We start from the raw sequence: 12637 nt of genomic DNA, 5'->3' as shown, positions 1-12637 counted from the left end.
TTTGGCGCGGCTTGCACACCTACCTGTTGACCGCAGTTCTCGCGGTCCACGCCGAGCAGGAGGAACCATGAACAGTCACCCCAACGACGTCCCCTTTCACGAGCGCCACGACGACGAGCTGCTCACGCTCGAGGACGTCGCCCAGATCCTGAGGACCTCACCGAACACCGTCCGCTGGTGGCGTCAGATCGGGACTGGTCCGGAGTTCTTCAAGATCGGACGGCGGCTCTACACGAGCGTCGCAGACCTGCGTCGCTTCATCCGCGAACAACGCCTTGCCGCCCGGCCTGTCCTCGCCCGGCCCAAGGCGGTGTGAGGGCCATGGACGACCCGCGCCATGTGTTCCTCTGCGCTCACGATGTGCTCGCGCGCTACGGCTGGGGCAAGACGAAGGGGTATCAGAACCTCAAAGACCGGGAACTGGTGCCGCCGCCGGTGATGACCCACCCCGACCGCTGGAGGCTCGACCAGCTCCTGGCGTGGGAGGAGAGGCGCATGGCGCTGGCCGAGGCCGCGATGGACGCGCTTGTCGTACCCGACCGGAGGGAGGTCAACATTACGGATCTGCTTCCGCAGCCCAAGCGACGCCGCTCCGCATAACCCCTCAGGGGCGAAGAGCGGCAACTGACTCGACGAGGCCGTCACGTTCGAGCATCGCAAGGACGTCGGAGAACGTTGCCGGCGGGTTGTCACGGGAGTCGGCGATACGCTGCACGGCCCCGTAAACCGCGTCGCGGTTGAGGTCGATCTGATCGAGGATGAAGTCGTCGGCCGCCTTCGCCTCCATGTCCCACCCCTCAAGCACGGTGGACGGGAAGTCTTTCAGGTTGTGGGTGACGATCACCTGGGCGCGCGCCTTGATCGCCGCCGCGAGCACGTGGCGGTCATCGGGGTCCGGCAGGTCGATGGCATCGATGAGAGGCTCATAGCCCTTCACCAGGCAGTCGCGGACCGCGAGATTCATGAGCTCCCGGGTGCGTGCCAGTCTCTGTGGTTCGAGGTCAGGCCGGTTGGAAGCGAGGTTGTCGAAGACCTCATCGAGAATCTGATCGGTCCACTTCGCCTGCACCAGTCCGGCTTGGGCAACGCGGATCAGCAGGTCCCGAAGCGTGCTCGGGTAGAGCACGTTGGCGTCATAGAGGACGACGAACGACACCTCAGAGTAGGCCCATGTCTTGGTTGAGCCGGGTCAGCTCGTCGGCAGCCGCACGCCGGTCCTGGTCATCTCGTGCCATGTAGGCCAGCACCGACTGCGCCTTGATCCGGCGATGCTTGCCAACTTTCCGGTATTGGATCTCGCCAGCATCGAGCAGACCAATGAGGAACGGCCTGCTGACGTTGAGGAGGTCTGCGGCCTGCTGGGTGGTCAGCTCGGCGTGAGCGGGCACGACCGACACCCCTTGGCCCATAGCCATGTGGGCGAGCACCCGGGCGAGGAGTTCCACGGCACCGCGCGGGACGACGAGCGCCTCCTCGGGATCGTCAGCGACGACGAGCCGGATAGTGCTGTCGGCGTGTTCGGCCAGGTAGCTCTTGATGTGAGGCAGCGCCTCGACGGCCGTGTGGATGTCGGACTCGTCGGGCTGGACGGGCATGAGTGCCAACGCGGTCATGATGTCCCTTCTCTCCGGCCCACCATTATTCGCAATATTCGAAGCAAACGCAATAGTCTGCACGTCCCGTCACTCCAGCTCGAGCCCCAAGAGGATGTCGGCCTGCTCGGCCATGCGGTCGATGCCGCCGTAGGCATCAAGGATCACCTGATCACGTGCGGCGACGGTGATGTCGTTGATCACCGTCCGGCCAAGCTCGCTCACGCCGTCGAACGGGATCAAGGTGACCCGCATCCCGAAGGAGCCCGGCCCCTTCGGCACGAGGCTGGCCGCTGCGGCGGCGCGTGCGGCGTCCTCGACGTAGAGCACCGGCCAGGCCTCTCCCGCACTGGAGCGGTAGAGGTTCGCACCAGCATCGCCTGTCAATGCGTGCTCGATGCCTGCCTTGCCGAGTGCTTCGGCGACGTCATACGCGCTGGGCCCGGCCTTGAAGTCCACGGCACTGGGACGGCGAGTGAGTCGGGCGGCCCGGCCGGCACGGAACAGCAGGTCGGCCTCCTTGCCGGCAACGACCTGACCCATCTCATCGACGAGTCCAATCCGCCCCCAACGCAGTCGCCATGCTTCGACTTCCGGCGTGACCGTGACGGCGAGCGAGGAATCGAGAGCGGACCGCGCTGCCGCAATCGCCGCAATGTCGGCGACGCCCGTGAAGCCGATCGGCTCTCCCAGGACGGCGAGGAGCTCCTGTGCAAGATCGAACGATGGGCTGACTACGCCGGACTCGATCCGAGTGACCGTCGTTGGGGCGACGTCGACGAGCGCCGCGAGCTGACGGGCACTGAGCCCGTTCACGCGGCGCAGCGTCGAGATGCGCTCCGCAAGGTCCATGAGACAAGTCTAGGAATGTGTTGCAGATATGCAACACAGGTCGCAGGTGTAGCCGCGGGACTTCCCGAAAACACCCGTCTTCCGCGACGCACGGAACTCGGCCATTGTCGAGAAGACTCGTGAGGGTCCAGCCCAGGTCCAGCCCGGCGCCACTACGAGCGGCAGAGGTGTGCCCGAGTGATGCACGAGAGTGATACACGAAGCTCCGGAATTGGTGTCCCAGGGCGGTCTTGGCTGAACCGGGGCGGCTCGTCGCACCCGGCCTGACCTGCGCTTTCGTCAGATGCCACCAACGGCCGTTGAAGGCTCAACCTCGTGGCACCAGTGGCAGGCGGCGTAGCCGACTGAGAGGAGGATCGGTACGTCACGGCGCTTCGCCTCGGCGAACGCCTCGGGTCCCCACTCCCGCCAATCCACTGGATTTTCAGCGTGTTGGAGCAGGTAAGGGCTGGTCGCGGTGGCGAGACGGTTGGCCATTCCTTCGACTCCTCACGAGTGGCACGCGCATCAGGTTCTTCTGTGGGTGACGCACGGTAGGGCTGCTTCGATGGATCGACAGCGGGCCTCACGGTGGCCCGGAGTCACCAGCCTAGGCAGGCGGTCTCGCGGCCACCCGCCTAGAACCGATGTTGCTCGCCCGGGGCAAGCGCCACACGCTGGGCGGCGCGACACGTGATTGGTAGGTGCGGCTCTACGCGCCCGTCTCGGGCACGCCCTCGTCGTCGACGGTCCGTGAGCGCTGCTATGCGGAGGTTCTCAGGGGCTCGAGGGCGGCCAGGACGAGGTCGAGGCCGAACATGAATTCCTCCTCTGGGTCGTAGCCGGCAGCGACGAGCGCCGCGGCGGACTCGTTGAGGTAGGGGAACTCGTCAGGGGGGAGCTGGGGCAGGTAGACGTCCTCGGCCGCGTCCGCGAACTCATCGGGGGTGTCGAAAGGCAGGCTGGCCGCCTGCAGGGCGAACCCGTAGACATAGCTGTCGAGCAACCAGTTGGCGTGCGTCGCCATCAGCACCGGGAAGCCGGCCCTCCGAAGGCATGCGGTGACCGCCTCGTGGTGGCGGAGGTTTGCGGGCCCCGGCGACGTCCGCGACTCCAGCAGGCCGATCGCCCACGGGTGGCGTGCGAGAACCCGTCGGGCGGAGACCGCCCGCCGTCGCATCGCCGACTGCCAGTCGGGCTCCTCCGGCGGGAGCTCGATCTCCGCGAACACCACGTCGATCATGGCGTCCAGCAGCTCCTCCTTGTTCGCCACGTAGTGGTAGAGCGACATCGCGCCCGCACCGAGCGCGCCGGCCAGCCGGCGCATGCTCAGCCCGTCGACCCCCTCGCGGTCGGCGAGCCGGACCGCCTCGACCACCACCCGCTGCTTACTCAGCCCCGCGTCCGACGCGACCTGGCGTTGTCCCCTCGCCGGCACGGACCCCTCCCACTCTCTCGAAGTGCTTGACAATCGTACAGCGTACGCCCACAGTACAGCGTACGACGTACGGTGTACGAGACGGCGAGGGTCGCTGCTCGGGCGTGAGGAGGCTCCAGTGGGAACCGAACAGCGATCGAAGGCCGCAGGACCCCTCGTGCCGGGGGCCGGCCCTGGCGGGACGGCGACGATGCGGGCAGTCGTCCAGTACCGCTACGGCCCGCCCTCGGTGCTCGAGTCCGGCGAGGTCGGGCGACCGCTGCCCGGTCGAGGTGATGTGCTCGTCCAGGTGGGTGCGGCCTCGGTACATCCCGGCGACTACTTCGTCATGACCGGGGAGCCGTACGTGGTGCGTCTGGTGTTCGGGCTCCGCCGGCCGCGCCACGGCATCCCTGGCATGGACGTCGCCGGCGTGGTGGCAGCGGTCGGGAAGGATGTCACCGCTCCGCGCCCCGGCGAGGAGGTGTTCGGCTGGAGCGCCGCTGGAGCGCTCGCGGAGTACGCCTGCGTCCCGGCGGACCACCTCGTGCCCGTGCCTGCCAACCTGTCGGTCGTGGCCGCAGCAGCGGTCCCCACGTCGGCGATGACGGCGCTGCAGGCACTGCGCGACATCGCGAACGTCCGGCCGGGCCAGACGGTGCTGGTCACGGGCGCGTCGGGCGGCGTGGGCTCCTTCGCCGTACAGATCGCCAAGGCGTTCGGCGCCGAGGTGACCGGTGTGTGCAGCACCCGCAACGTCGACCTGGTCCGGTCGCTCGGCGCCGACCACGTCGTCGACTACACGAGGACCGACTTCACCAGCACCGGGAAGCGCTACGACGTCATCCTCGACAACGTGGAAGCCCAGCCTCTGGCGGGTGTCCGCCGAGCGCTGTCGCCCACCGGCACCCTCATCCCCAACAGCGGACGCGGTGGCCGCTGGCTCGGCCCCATCGGTCGGATCGTCAAGGCGCGCGTGCTGTCCGGCTTCACCCGACAGCAGCTGAGGCCCTTCACGTCGATCGGGAAGCGTCAGGACCTGCTCACCCTGGCCGACCTCCTCGCGACCGGGCAGGTCACGCCCGTCATCGACCGCACCTACCCCCTCGACGGGGCAGCCGACGCCCTCCGCCACGTCGGGGCCGGCCACACCCGAGGGAAGGTCGTCGTCACCGTCTGAGAACCGGACCGACGAGAACGACACCACCCGTGCTCATGCACGCCCAGACCTGCCGCCACTCCGGCGGACGGACCGCTCCTCTCGAAGGAAGAACCGATGACCATCCCAACGACGACCCCGAACCTGCTCGACAACCCGCCGGTCCCCTTGCAGGCCAAGCTCGCGGCGGCCTGGACCAGCCTGATGTTCTTCGTCATCTACATCGACTACTTCCACCTCTACCAGCCCGGCGCCATCGACCAGATCCGGGGTGGCGGCATCTACGAGTTCGACATCACCCCGACGTTGATGACCATCTTCGTCGTGGTCATCGGGATCCCGGCCCTGATGGTGATGCTCTCCATGGCGCTGCCCGCCCGGGTGAACCGCGCCACGAACCTCGTCGTGGCATCGCTCTACATCCCCGTCATGGTGTTCAACGCGGCAGGGGCGTCCGGGGACTGGGCCTTCTACTACGGCTTCCACATCGGCATCGAGGTGCTGATCCTGGCCTTCATCCTTCGCTCCGCCTGGGCCTGGCCCCGCCGCGCCGCATCGCCGGCGGCCACGGCAGCCAGCGTGTACGAGGAGCCTCTTCAGACGCAGCATCACGCGTGACTCCCCTTTCCGCGTGCCGGCTCGCGCGGCGGCCCGCGGGGTGAGGTCAGGTGGTCAGCCCGTGGGGTGAGGCCAGGTGGTCAGCCCGTCGCGGCGAGGAGGTCGCGCAGCAGCCCGTCGAGCTCGCGGCGGCGCGCGGGGGGCAGGGCGGCGAGCAGCGACCGCTGGGTCTCCAGCCCCGCCACGACCGCCTTGTCGACGATCTCCTGGCCGGCCGGTGTGAGGGTGACCAGCAGGGCGCGGCGGTCCGTGGGGGAGGGGGAGCGGGCCACCAGCCCGGCCCGCTCGAGCCGGTCCACCCGGCCGGTGATGCCACCGGAGGTGAGCATGAGCGCACCGGTGAGGGCCGACGGGGTCAGCGCGAACGGCTCGCCGGACCGGCGCAGGGTGGCGAGGACGTCGAAGTCGGCCCGGGTGATCCCGAAGCGCCCGTACGTCGCCTCCATCGCGTCACCGGACGCACGAGCGATCCGGTAGATGCGGCCGAAGATCCCCATCGCCTCGGTGTCGAGCTCAGGCCGTTCCCGTGCCCACTGCTCGAGTATCCGGTCCACCCCGTCGCCCGCCATGGCGACAGTCTTCCACGAGCACTCTTGACAGTCGCTTAGTTCTAAGTATCTTAGTTGTAAGAGAACTGACGCACGAGGTGTCACCTCGCGGAGAGCAGCAAGAGAGGAGGAGTGGCGTGTCCACCGTTCGCACCGCCCTCCTCACCGCCCTGGCGCCGGCCGTCTGGGGGACGACCTATGCGGTGACCACCCAGTGGCTGCCCGAGGACCGACCACTCCTGGCCGCGATGCTGCGGGCGCTGCCCGCGGGGCTCGTCCTCCTCGCCGTCGGGCACCGGCTCCCGCGCGGGTCGTGGTGGTGGCGCGCGGCCGTGCTCGGCACGCTCAACATCGGGGCGTTCTTCGCGCTCCTCTTCGTCTCCGCCTACCGACTGCCGGGCGGGGTGGCCGCCACCCTCGGCGCCGTCCAGCCGCTGGTGGTGGCGGGGCTCGCCGCCGCCCTTCTCGCCGAGCGGGTGCGCCTGCGCACCGCCCTGGCCGGACTGGCCGGCGTGACGGGCATCGCCCTGCTCGTGCTGCGTGCCGACGCGCGCCTCGATGGCGCGGGACTCGCGGCCGGTCTCGCCGGCACGGTCTGCGTGGCGCTGGGCATGGTGCTCACCCGCCGGTGGGGCCGGCCCGTCCCGCTGCTGACCTTCACGGGGTGGCAGCTCGCCGCGGGCGGTCTCGTCCTCGTGCCGGTGGTGCTCGCGGTGGAGGGCCTCCCCGCGGGCCTCACGGCCCAGAACGTCGGTGGTTTCGCCTACCTCGGGGTGGTCGGCACGGCCGCGGCGTACGCACTGTGGTTCCGCGGGCTCGAGCGGCTCCCGGTCGCCGCGGTGTCCTTCCTCGGGCTCCTCAGCCCGGTCGTCGCGACGGTCGTCGGCTGGATCGCCCTGGGTGAGGGGCTCACGGCCGGCCAGCTCGCCGGGATGGTGCTCGCCCTCGCCGGCCTGGCGGTCGGCGCGACGACGCCCAGGACACCGGTGGCGCCGGACGCGGTCACCGACCTGGTCCCCGACCTGCGCCGCGACCCGCTGCCGGCGCCGACGGCGTCGTCCGTCGTACGCCCGGTCGGCGCAGCCTGCTGAGGACCTCGACGACATGCCCGTCCGCCAGGCCGGTGCGGCGGCCGGGCGGCCGCGGCGTCGTCCCCCAAGCGCGTACTGTCCTCCGGTGCGCACCGACCCCGCGACCGTCGAGCCGACCCCTGACCCCCCGGGGCTGACGGCGTGCGCGCTGTGCGCCGGGGAGACCCTCGGCCACCGCGACCCGCTTCCCGGCGGGCAGGCGGAGCGGCTGCGCCTACTGGCCGATGACGGCGTGGCCAGGCTGACGTTCGTCGACTGCCTGGACGAGTGCGAACGTGGCGACGTCGTGGTCGCGCGCCCGACAGCCGGCTGCCGCCGGTCCGGCGCGACCCCTGTGTGGTTCGAGCGGCTCGCCGGGGACGACGCGACCGCAGAGCTGGAGTCGTGGTTGCGCGCCGGCGGTCCCGGGCGGGCGCCGCTGCCACCGGCGCTCGAGCCACATGCCCTCGAGCGACAACCTGACGCCCCGTCCACCGACCCTGCCTGACCCCGAGGGCACGCCCAGACACCCAGGCTGACTCGCGACGGACCTCTGACCGGGCGGCCGGCAGGCGAGGTTGCCGATCTGGCTGCTGATCGCGACCAGATGCGCAACCTGATCGAGGGCGCGCGACGCACGGCTGGGAGCCGGCCGTCCGGACGGTGCATTCAGGTCCCGCCTCAGTCACGTACCGCGCAGGTTCTCGGTCGGGCCGGACCCTGGGACGCTCAGCGCTCGCCGGGCACCCAGGCACTCGGGGGAGCGAAGCCCGTGCCCTCGGGAGAGCCAAGCCTGGGCTCCGGGACGTTCAGCGGTCGCCGGGCACGCCGGGTCCGCCCGAACCGGCCGGCAGGGCCTGTTCCCCCGCGACGACGCTGCGCTCGGGCAGCGGCTCGGTGGCCGGACCCTCGAGGACCCGACCGGCCGCGTCGAACCGCGAGCCGTGCAGCGGGCAGTCCCAGGTGCAGTCGGCATCGTTCCACGTCACCACGCCGCCGCGGTGCGTGCACACCGCCGACACCCGGCGCGTGCGCCCCCCGACCGTGCTCGAGGCCACCCGCCGCACGCCGTCGAGCTCGACGCGGCCCTGCCCCTCCGGTGGCCGCACCGCCGAGGAGTGCACGCGCGGGCTGAACCAGTCCGCGGTGAACCGGGCCGCGACCGAGGCGTTGAGCCGGACCGCCCGGTCGACGCCGAAGATCTCCGCCCCGCGCCACGTGCGCACGGTGTGCGCCCACGGCAGGTGCCCGCCCAGGATCGTGCCGGAGATCGCGAGCCCCGCGGCGACCGCCGTCGCCAGACCCCACTTGTCGTAACCGGTCGCGACGAGCACGCGGTCGGAGCCGGGCAGGAGCGGTCCGACCGAGGGCAGGAGGTCGGCGCTGCGGTAGTCCTGCGCCGACCACACGTGCGTGGGCCGGGCCCCCGGGAAGTGCTCCGCCGCCCACCGGGTGAGCTCCAGGACGTGCTCCCGGGGTGAGACGGCCCGCCCGACCGGGTGCCCCTGGCCGCCGACGACGAGCTTGCGGCCGCCCGTGACCGGCGCGGTGCGCAGCGACCGGGTCGGCTCCTCGGCGGAGATGGCCATGTCCTCGGGCAGCGGCCCGGGCACGTCCAGCGCCAGGGCGTAGGACCGCAGCGGCTCCAGGCGGGCGAAGAAGCCGCCGCGGTCGAGGATCGGGGTGCCGGTGGCGAGGACCACCCGGCCCGCGGTGATCCGCACCTCCCGGGTGCCGCCGTCGCCGTCGTCGGTGGTGACCGTGACCTCGCAGGGTGACCCGCTGCTGACGCCCGTCACCCGCGAGCCCTCGAAGATCTCGCCGCCGTGCCGCTCGACGTCACGCGCGAGCGCCTCGACGACGTCCATGGTGTCGAGCTGCGCCTGGTCGCCCAGCCGGACCGACCCGTTCGTGGCGAACGGCAGGTCGGGCTCCTCCACCCACTGCACCGCCAGACCGGCGTTGTGCGCGGCGTCGTACTCGGCGGCGGCGGCGTCGCGCCCCTCCTCGCCCCACGCGAAGGTCAGGGCGGCGCGCCGCTCGACGGCGACGTCGTGGTCCGCGCAGTAGCGCAGCAGCCACTGCTGGCCCTCCGTGTTGGCGTCGACGTAGGCCTGGATCGTGGCGGTGGAGTGCCGTCGCGCGAGGCGCGAGAGCTTCGTGCCCTGCAGGAGCGTCACCTTGCCGGTGCTGTTGCCGGTCGTGACGACGCCGAGCCGGCGCGCCTCGACCACGGCGACGTCGGCGCCCGCCCGGGCGAGCAGCAGAGCCGTCGTCAGGCCGGTGAGCCCGCCGCCGACGACCAGCACGTCCACGCTGCGGCCGGGCGGCAGCGGCGGGAAAGCCGGCCGGTCCGGCCGGTCGAGCCAGAGCGAGGTGTGCCCGTCCAGGTCCATCGCGTTCCCCTCGTGGTCGCGGGGCCTGCGGGTCGCCCCGCCGCCCGCGAGGTGCTGCGGACGTCACCCACGGTAGGGCCGTCGGGGGACGTTCGCCACGCGCTTGCGCCGCCGGAGCGGCTTAGCATCGCTGCATGACCGAATCCCAGACAACACCGTCCGGTGCCGTCGTCGCCGAGGTGGACCTCTTCGCCCCGCTGACCCTGGGCCGCCTCACCCTCCCCAACCGGGTCGTCATGGCCCCGCTCACCCGGCGCCGCGCCACCGCCGCGGGTGTCCCCACGGCCGCCATGGCCCGCTACTACGCCGACCGCGCATCGACGGGCCTCATCGTCGCCGAGGGCACCTACCCGAGCGAGCGCGGGAAGACCTACCTGGGTCAGCCGGGCATCGCCACCGAGGAGCAGGCTGCCGGCTGGCGCGCGGTCACCGACGCCGTGCACGAGCGGGGCGGGCGGATCGTCCTGCAGGTCATGCACGGCGGCCGGGTGGTCCACCTGCCCGACGCCGCCGAGCGTGACGTCGTCGCGCCGAGCCCGATCGCCGTCGAGGGGGAGCTGCGCCTCCCCGGGCAGGCGCCGCGGCCCTTCGTCACCCCGCGCGAGCTGCGGACCGAGGAGATGCCCGAGGTGGTCGAGGAGCTCGTCGCCGCCTCCCGGCGCGCGATCGACGCCGGGTTCGACGGCGTCGAGCTGCACGGGGCGAACGGCTACCTCCTCAACCAGTTCCTCGCCCCGGGCACGAACCGGCGCACCGACGCCTACGGCGGCAGCCCGGAGAACCGGGCCCGCCTCGTCGTCGAGGTCGTGCGCGCCGTCGCCGACGCCGTCGGGGCCGACCGCACCGGCCTGCGCATCTCCCCGCGGCAGGCTCGCTCGGGACTGGACGAGACCCACGCGCCGGAGATCCTCGAGACCTACGGCGCCCTCGTGGACCAGGTGGCCGACCTCGGCATGGCGTACCTCAGCGTCCTGAGCGACCACCCGGGCTGCGACCTCGTGCAGGAGCTGCGCCGCCGCTTCGGCGGACCGCTGCTGGTCAACAACGGCTTCGAGGTCGTCACCACCCGGGAGATCGCCGCGGCCCTGCTCGCCGACGACCTCGGCGACGCCGTCGTCGTGGGCCGGGCGGCGCTGGCCAACCCCGACCTCGTGCGTCGCTGGCGCGAGGGGCACCCGCTCACCTCCCCCGACCAGGAGAGCTTCTACACCGGCGGCGAGCGGGGCTACAACGACTACCCGTTCCTGGACTGAGCGCCGGCCGAGCGGCCACCGACAGCCGCTCGCCGGCTGGGCATCCGGGCAGCCGGGCGCTCAGCCCGCCAGCGGGGTGAGGAGCTCCTTGACGTGCCCCTTGGTCGGGACGCGCCCGGAGAGCACGACCTGCTCGTCGACGACGAGGCCCGGGGTGGCGAGGATCCCGTAGGCGGCGATGTCGGCGTAGTCGGTGACCTTGGTGATCTGCGCGTCGATGCCGAGCTCGGTGACGGCGTCGCGCGTGACGCGCTCAAGCGTGACGCAGTTCTTGCAGCCGGGGCCGAGGATCTTGATCTGCATGGTGGGGTCCTTCCGAGGTGGTGGCGGGGACGGTCAGAAGACCGCGTTGACGAGGAAGCCGACGGCCATGATCGCGACGGCGACCGTGCCGAAGAAGATGCCGAGCAGGGGTGGCTTGAGGACGCGGCGCAGCAGCACGGCCTCGGGCAGCGAGAGCGCGACGCTGCCCATCATGAAGGCCATGACGGTGCCGGTGGCCATGCCCTTGGTCCACAGCGCCTCCGCGATGGGGATGACCCCGGCGGCGTTGGAGTACAACGGGATGCCCAGGACGGTGGCGACGACGACGGCGAACGGGTTGTCCTCGCCCGCGTAGGTGGCGAAGAAGTCCGCCGGGACCCAGCCGTGGATGCCCGCGCCGACGGCCACGCCGAGGATGACCCACTTCCACACCCGCCCGAGGATGTCGCGGGTCTCCTCCAGTGCGGCGTCGACCCGGTCGCGCAGGGTCGGGCGCCGGCCGCTGCGCAGGAGCGTCGCGGTGGGGGTGGTGAACACGAAGTCCTCGACCCACCGCTCGAGGTGCAGGTGGGAGAAGACCCACCCCACGACGACGGCGATCGTGAGGCCGGCGGCGACGTACGTGGCGGTGAGTGCGGCGCCGAAGGTGTCGGCGAGCATGACCACCGCGACCTCGTTGACCAGCGGCGAGGCCACGAGGAAGGCGAAGGTGACCCCGAGCGGGACCCCGGCGCCGACGAAACCGATGAACAGCGGGATCGAGCTGCAGGAGCAGAACGGGGTGACCGCGCCGAGCAGGGCGGCCAGCAGGAGCGCGACCGCGAGCGAGCGACCCTGGAGGAACTCGCGCACCCGCTCGGGCCGCAGGGTGGTGCGCAGCATGCCGATGGCGAAGATCATCCCCACGAGCAGCAGGAGGATCTTGCTGACGTCGTAGAGGAAGAAGTGCAGCGACCCCCACACCCGGGCGCCGAGGTCCAGGCCGAGCGCCGCGAAGCCGGCGTCCCAGAGGACCTCGTTGAGGGCGTAGAGGCCCGTCCAGGCCAGCGCCGCGACGGCCAGGAGGCCCGCGAGCCGCCTCGTGCCCCGGCCGGTGGTCCCGGTGGTCCCGGTGGTCGGCGCGCTCACGGGACGCTCACCTCGAGCCGGCGGCCGGCCCCGAGGTGGGCTGCGTCGGTGCCCGCCACGGCGCCCGGCAGGGCGCGGCGCATCCGCTCGGCGGCGTCGTCGGCGAGGCGGTAGTCCACCCAGCGGCCGCGGCGGCTCGCGGTGACCAGCCCGGCCTCGCGCAGCGCCCGGAGGTGGTAGCTGAGCAGGTTGGCCGCGACGGGAACCTGCTCCTGGATGGTGCACACGCACGCCGGGCCGCCCGCGAGGACGTCCAGGACCGACCAGCGCACCGGGTCCGACACCGCCTGGAGGAGCGCGACGGCCGCGCCGGGGCCGCTGCCGGCAGCCGGCGCGCCCCTCGCTTCAGTCACGGTTGATG

At 71.6% G+C, this 12637-nt stretch carries 16 protein-coding genes and 1 pseudogene; 7 read left to right on the top strand and 10 right to left on the bottom strand.

Annotated elements, in window-relative coordinates:
• Window positions 1-67: 67 nt before the first annotated feature.
• Both AAEM63_RS18000 and AAEM63_RS17995 read left to right on the top strand, forming a co-directional pair.
• Window positions 68-316 (top strand): helix-turn-helix domain-containing protein, encoded by a 249-nt coding sequence (locus tag AAEM63_RS18000; RefSeq protein ID WP_123915579.1) that lies wholly within the window; start codon window positions 68-70, stop codon window positions 314-316.
• 5 nt (window positions 317-321) lie between these two features.
• Entirely contained in the window at window positions 322-600 is a 279-nt protein-coding gene (locus AAEM63_RS17995) for a hypothetical protein (RefSeq protein WP_341359583.1), read from the top strand.
• Window positions 601-604: 4 nt separating this feature from the next.
• Here AAEM63_RS17995 and AAEM63_RS17990 read toward each other — a convergent pair whose 3' ends face one another.
• The 5 genes and pseudogenes from AAEM63_RS17990 to AAEM63_RS17970 all read right to left on the bottom strand — a co-directional run bounded on the left by AAEM63_RS17990 (window position 605) and on the right by AAEM63_RS17970 (window position 3861).
• Window positions 605-1156, bottom strand: coding sequence for a PIN domain-containing protein (locus AAEM63_RS17990; protein ID WP_341359582.1), 552 nt, complete (start codon window positions 1154-1156; stop codon window positions 605-607).
• Window position 1157: 1 nt separating this feature from the next.
• A complete protein-coding gene (locus AAEM63_RS17985) occupies window positions 1158-1613 on the bottom strand; it encodes a helix-turn-helix domain-containing protein (protein ID WP_341359581.1) in 456 nt (151 codons plus the stop codon).
• A 69-nt stretch (window positions 1614-1682) separates the two neighbouring features.
• On the bottom strand, window positions 1683-2444 hold the full coding sequence (locus AAEM63_RS17980; protein ID WP_341359580.1) for a helix-turn-helix transcriptional regulator: 762 nt from the start codon (window positions 2442-2444) through the stop codon (window positions 1683-1685).
• A gap of 315 nt (window positions 2445-2759) precedes the next feature.
• Window positions 2760-2921, bottom strand: a pseudogene (locus AAEM63_RS17975) (DUF255 domain-containing protein); the annotation flags it as partial.
• Window positions 2922-3186: 265 nt separating this feature from the next.
• Window positions 3187-3861 (bottom strand): TetR/AcrR family transcriptional regulator, encoded by a 675-nt coding sequence (locus AAEM63_RS17970; protein ID WP_341359579.1) that lies wholly within the window; start codon window positions 3859-3861, stop codon window positions 3187-3189.
• 190 nt (window positions 3862-4051) lie between these two features.
• Between AAEM63_RS17970 and AAEM63_RS17965 the strand changes: the two genes are divergently transcribed.
• Together AAEM63_RS17965 and AAEM63_RS17960 are read left to right on the top strand one after the other, a co-directional pair.
• Complete coding sequence (locus AAEM63_RS17965; RefSeq protein ID WP_341359578.1) at window positions 4052-5020, top strand: NAD(P)-dependent alcohol dehydrogenase; 969 nt, start codon at window positions 4052-4054, stop codon at window positions 5018-5020.
• Window positions 5021-5116: 96 nt separating this feature from the next.
• Window positions 5117-5617, top strand: coding sequence for a DUF6326 family protein (locus AAEM63_RS17960; RefSeq protein ID WP_341359577.1), 501 nt, complete (start codon window positions 5117-5119; stop codon window positions 5615-5617).
• A gap of 80 nt (window positions 5618-5697) precedes the next feature.
• Here the strand turns inward: AAEM63_RS17960 and AAEM63_RS17955 are convergent, their stop codons facing one another.
• A complete protein-coding gene (locus tag AAEM63_RS17955) occupies window positions 5698-6186 on the bottom strand; it encodes a MarR family transcriptional regulator (protein ID WP_341359576.1) in 489 nt (162 codons plus the stop codon).
• Between the two features lie 116 nt (window positions 6187-6302).
• Here AAEM63_RS17955 and AAEM63_RS17950 point away from each other — a divergent pair, with 116 nt between their 5' ends.
• The gene (locus tag AAEM63_RS17950) at window positions 6303-7256 is read left to right on the top strand and encodes an EamA family transporter (RefSeq protein WP_341359575.1); all 954 of its coding nucleotides are present in this window, start codon (window positions 6303-6305) and stop codon (window positions 7254-7256) included.
• A gap of 85 nt (window positions 7257-7341) precedes the next feature.
• The gene (locus AAEM63_RS17945; protein ID WP_341359574.1) at window positions 7342-7743 is read left to right on the top strand and encodes a hypothetical protein; all 402 of its coding nucleotides are present in this window, start codon (window positions 7342-7344) and stop codon (window positions 7741-7743) included.
• Window positions 7744-8044: 301 nt separating this feature from the next.
• Here AAEM63_RS17945 and AAEM63_RS17940 read toward each other — a convergent pair whose 3' ends face one another.
• Window positions 8045-9631, bottom strand: a complete 1587-nt coding sequence (locus AAEM63_RS17940) for an FAD-dependent oxidoreductase (RefSeq protein ID WP_341359573.1) — start codon at window positions 9629-9631, stop codon at window positions 8045-8047.
• Window positions 9632-9765: 134 nt separating this feature from the next.
• Here AAEM63_RS17940 and AAEM63_RS17935 point away from each other — a divergent pair, with 134 nt between their 5' ends.
• Window positions 9766-10884 carry an alkene reductase gene (locus AAEM63_RS17935; RefSeq protein WP_341359572.1) on the top strand — a complete coding sequence of 373 codons (1119 nt, stop codon included), beginning with the start codon at window positions 9766-9768 and terminating at the stop codon, window positions 10882-10884.
• Window positions 10885-10944: 60 nt separating this feature from the next.
• On the opposite strand, the gene AAEM63_RS17930 is transcribed toward AAEM63_RS17935, so the two are convergent.
• The 3 genes from AAEM63_RS17930 to AAEM63_RS17920 are packed head-to-tail and all read right to left on the bottom strand — an operon-like array spanning window position 10945 to window position 12629.
• On the bottom strand, window positions 10945-11187 hold the full coding sequence (locus tag AAEM63_RS17930; RefSeq protein ID WP_341359571.1) for a thioredoxin family protein: 243 nt from the start codon (window positions 11185-11187) through the stop codon (window positions 10945-10947).
• A 33-nt stretch (window positions 11188-11220) separates the two neighbouring features.
• Window positions 11221-12276 carry a permease gene (locus AAEM63_RS17925; RefSeq protein ID WP_341359570.1) on the bottom strand — a complete coding sequence of 352 codons (1056 nt, stop codon included), beginning with the start codon at window positions 12274-12276 and terminating at the stop codon, window positions 11221-11223.
• A complete protein-coding gene (locus AAEM63_RS17920; RefSeq protein ID WP_341359569.1) occupies window positions 12273-12629 on the bottom strand; it encodes a metalloregulator ArsR/SmtB family transcription factor in 357 nt (118 codons plus the stop codon). The genes AAEM63_RS17925 and AAEM63_RS17920 overlap by 4 nt, the downstream gene beginning before the upstream one ends.
• Window positions 12630-12637 lie beyond the last annotated feature (8 nt).

The sequence above is a fragment of the Georgenia sp. M64 genome, assembly GCF_038049925.1.
Lineage (GTDB): Bacteria > Actinomycetota > Actinomycetes > Actinomycetales > Actinomycetaceae > Georgenia.
This window is presented reverse-complemented; position numbering and strand designations above follow the sequence as displayed.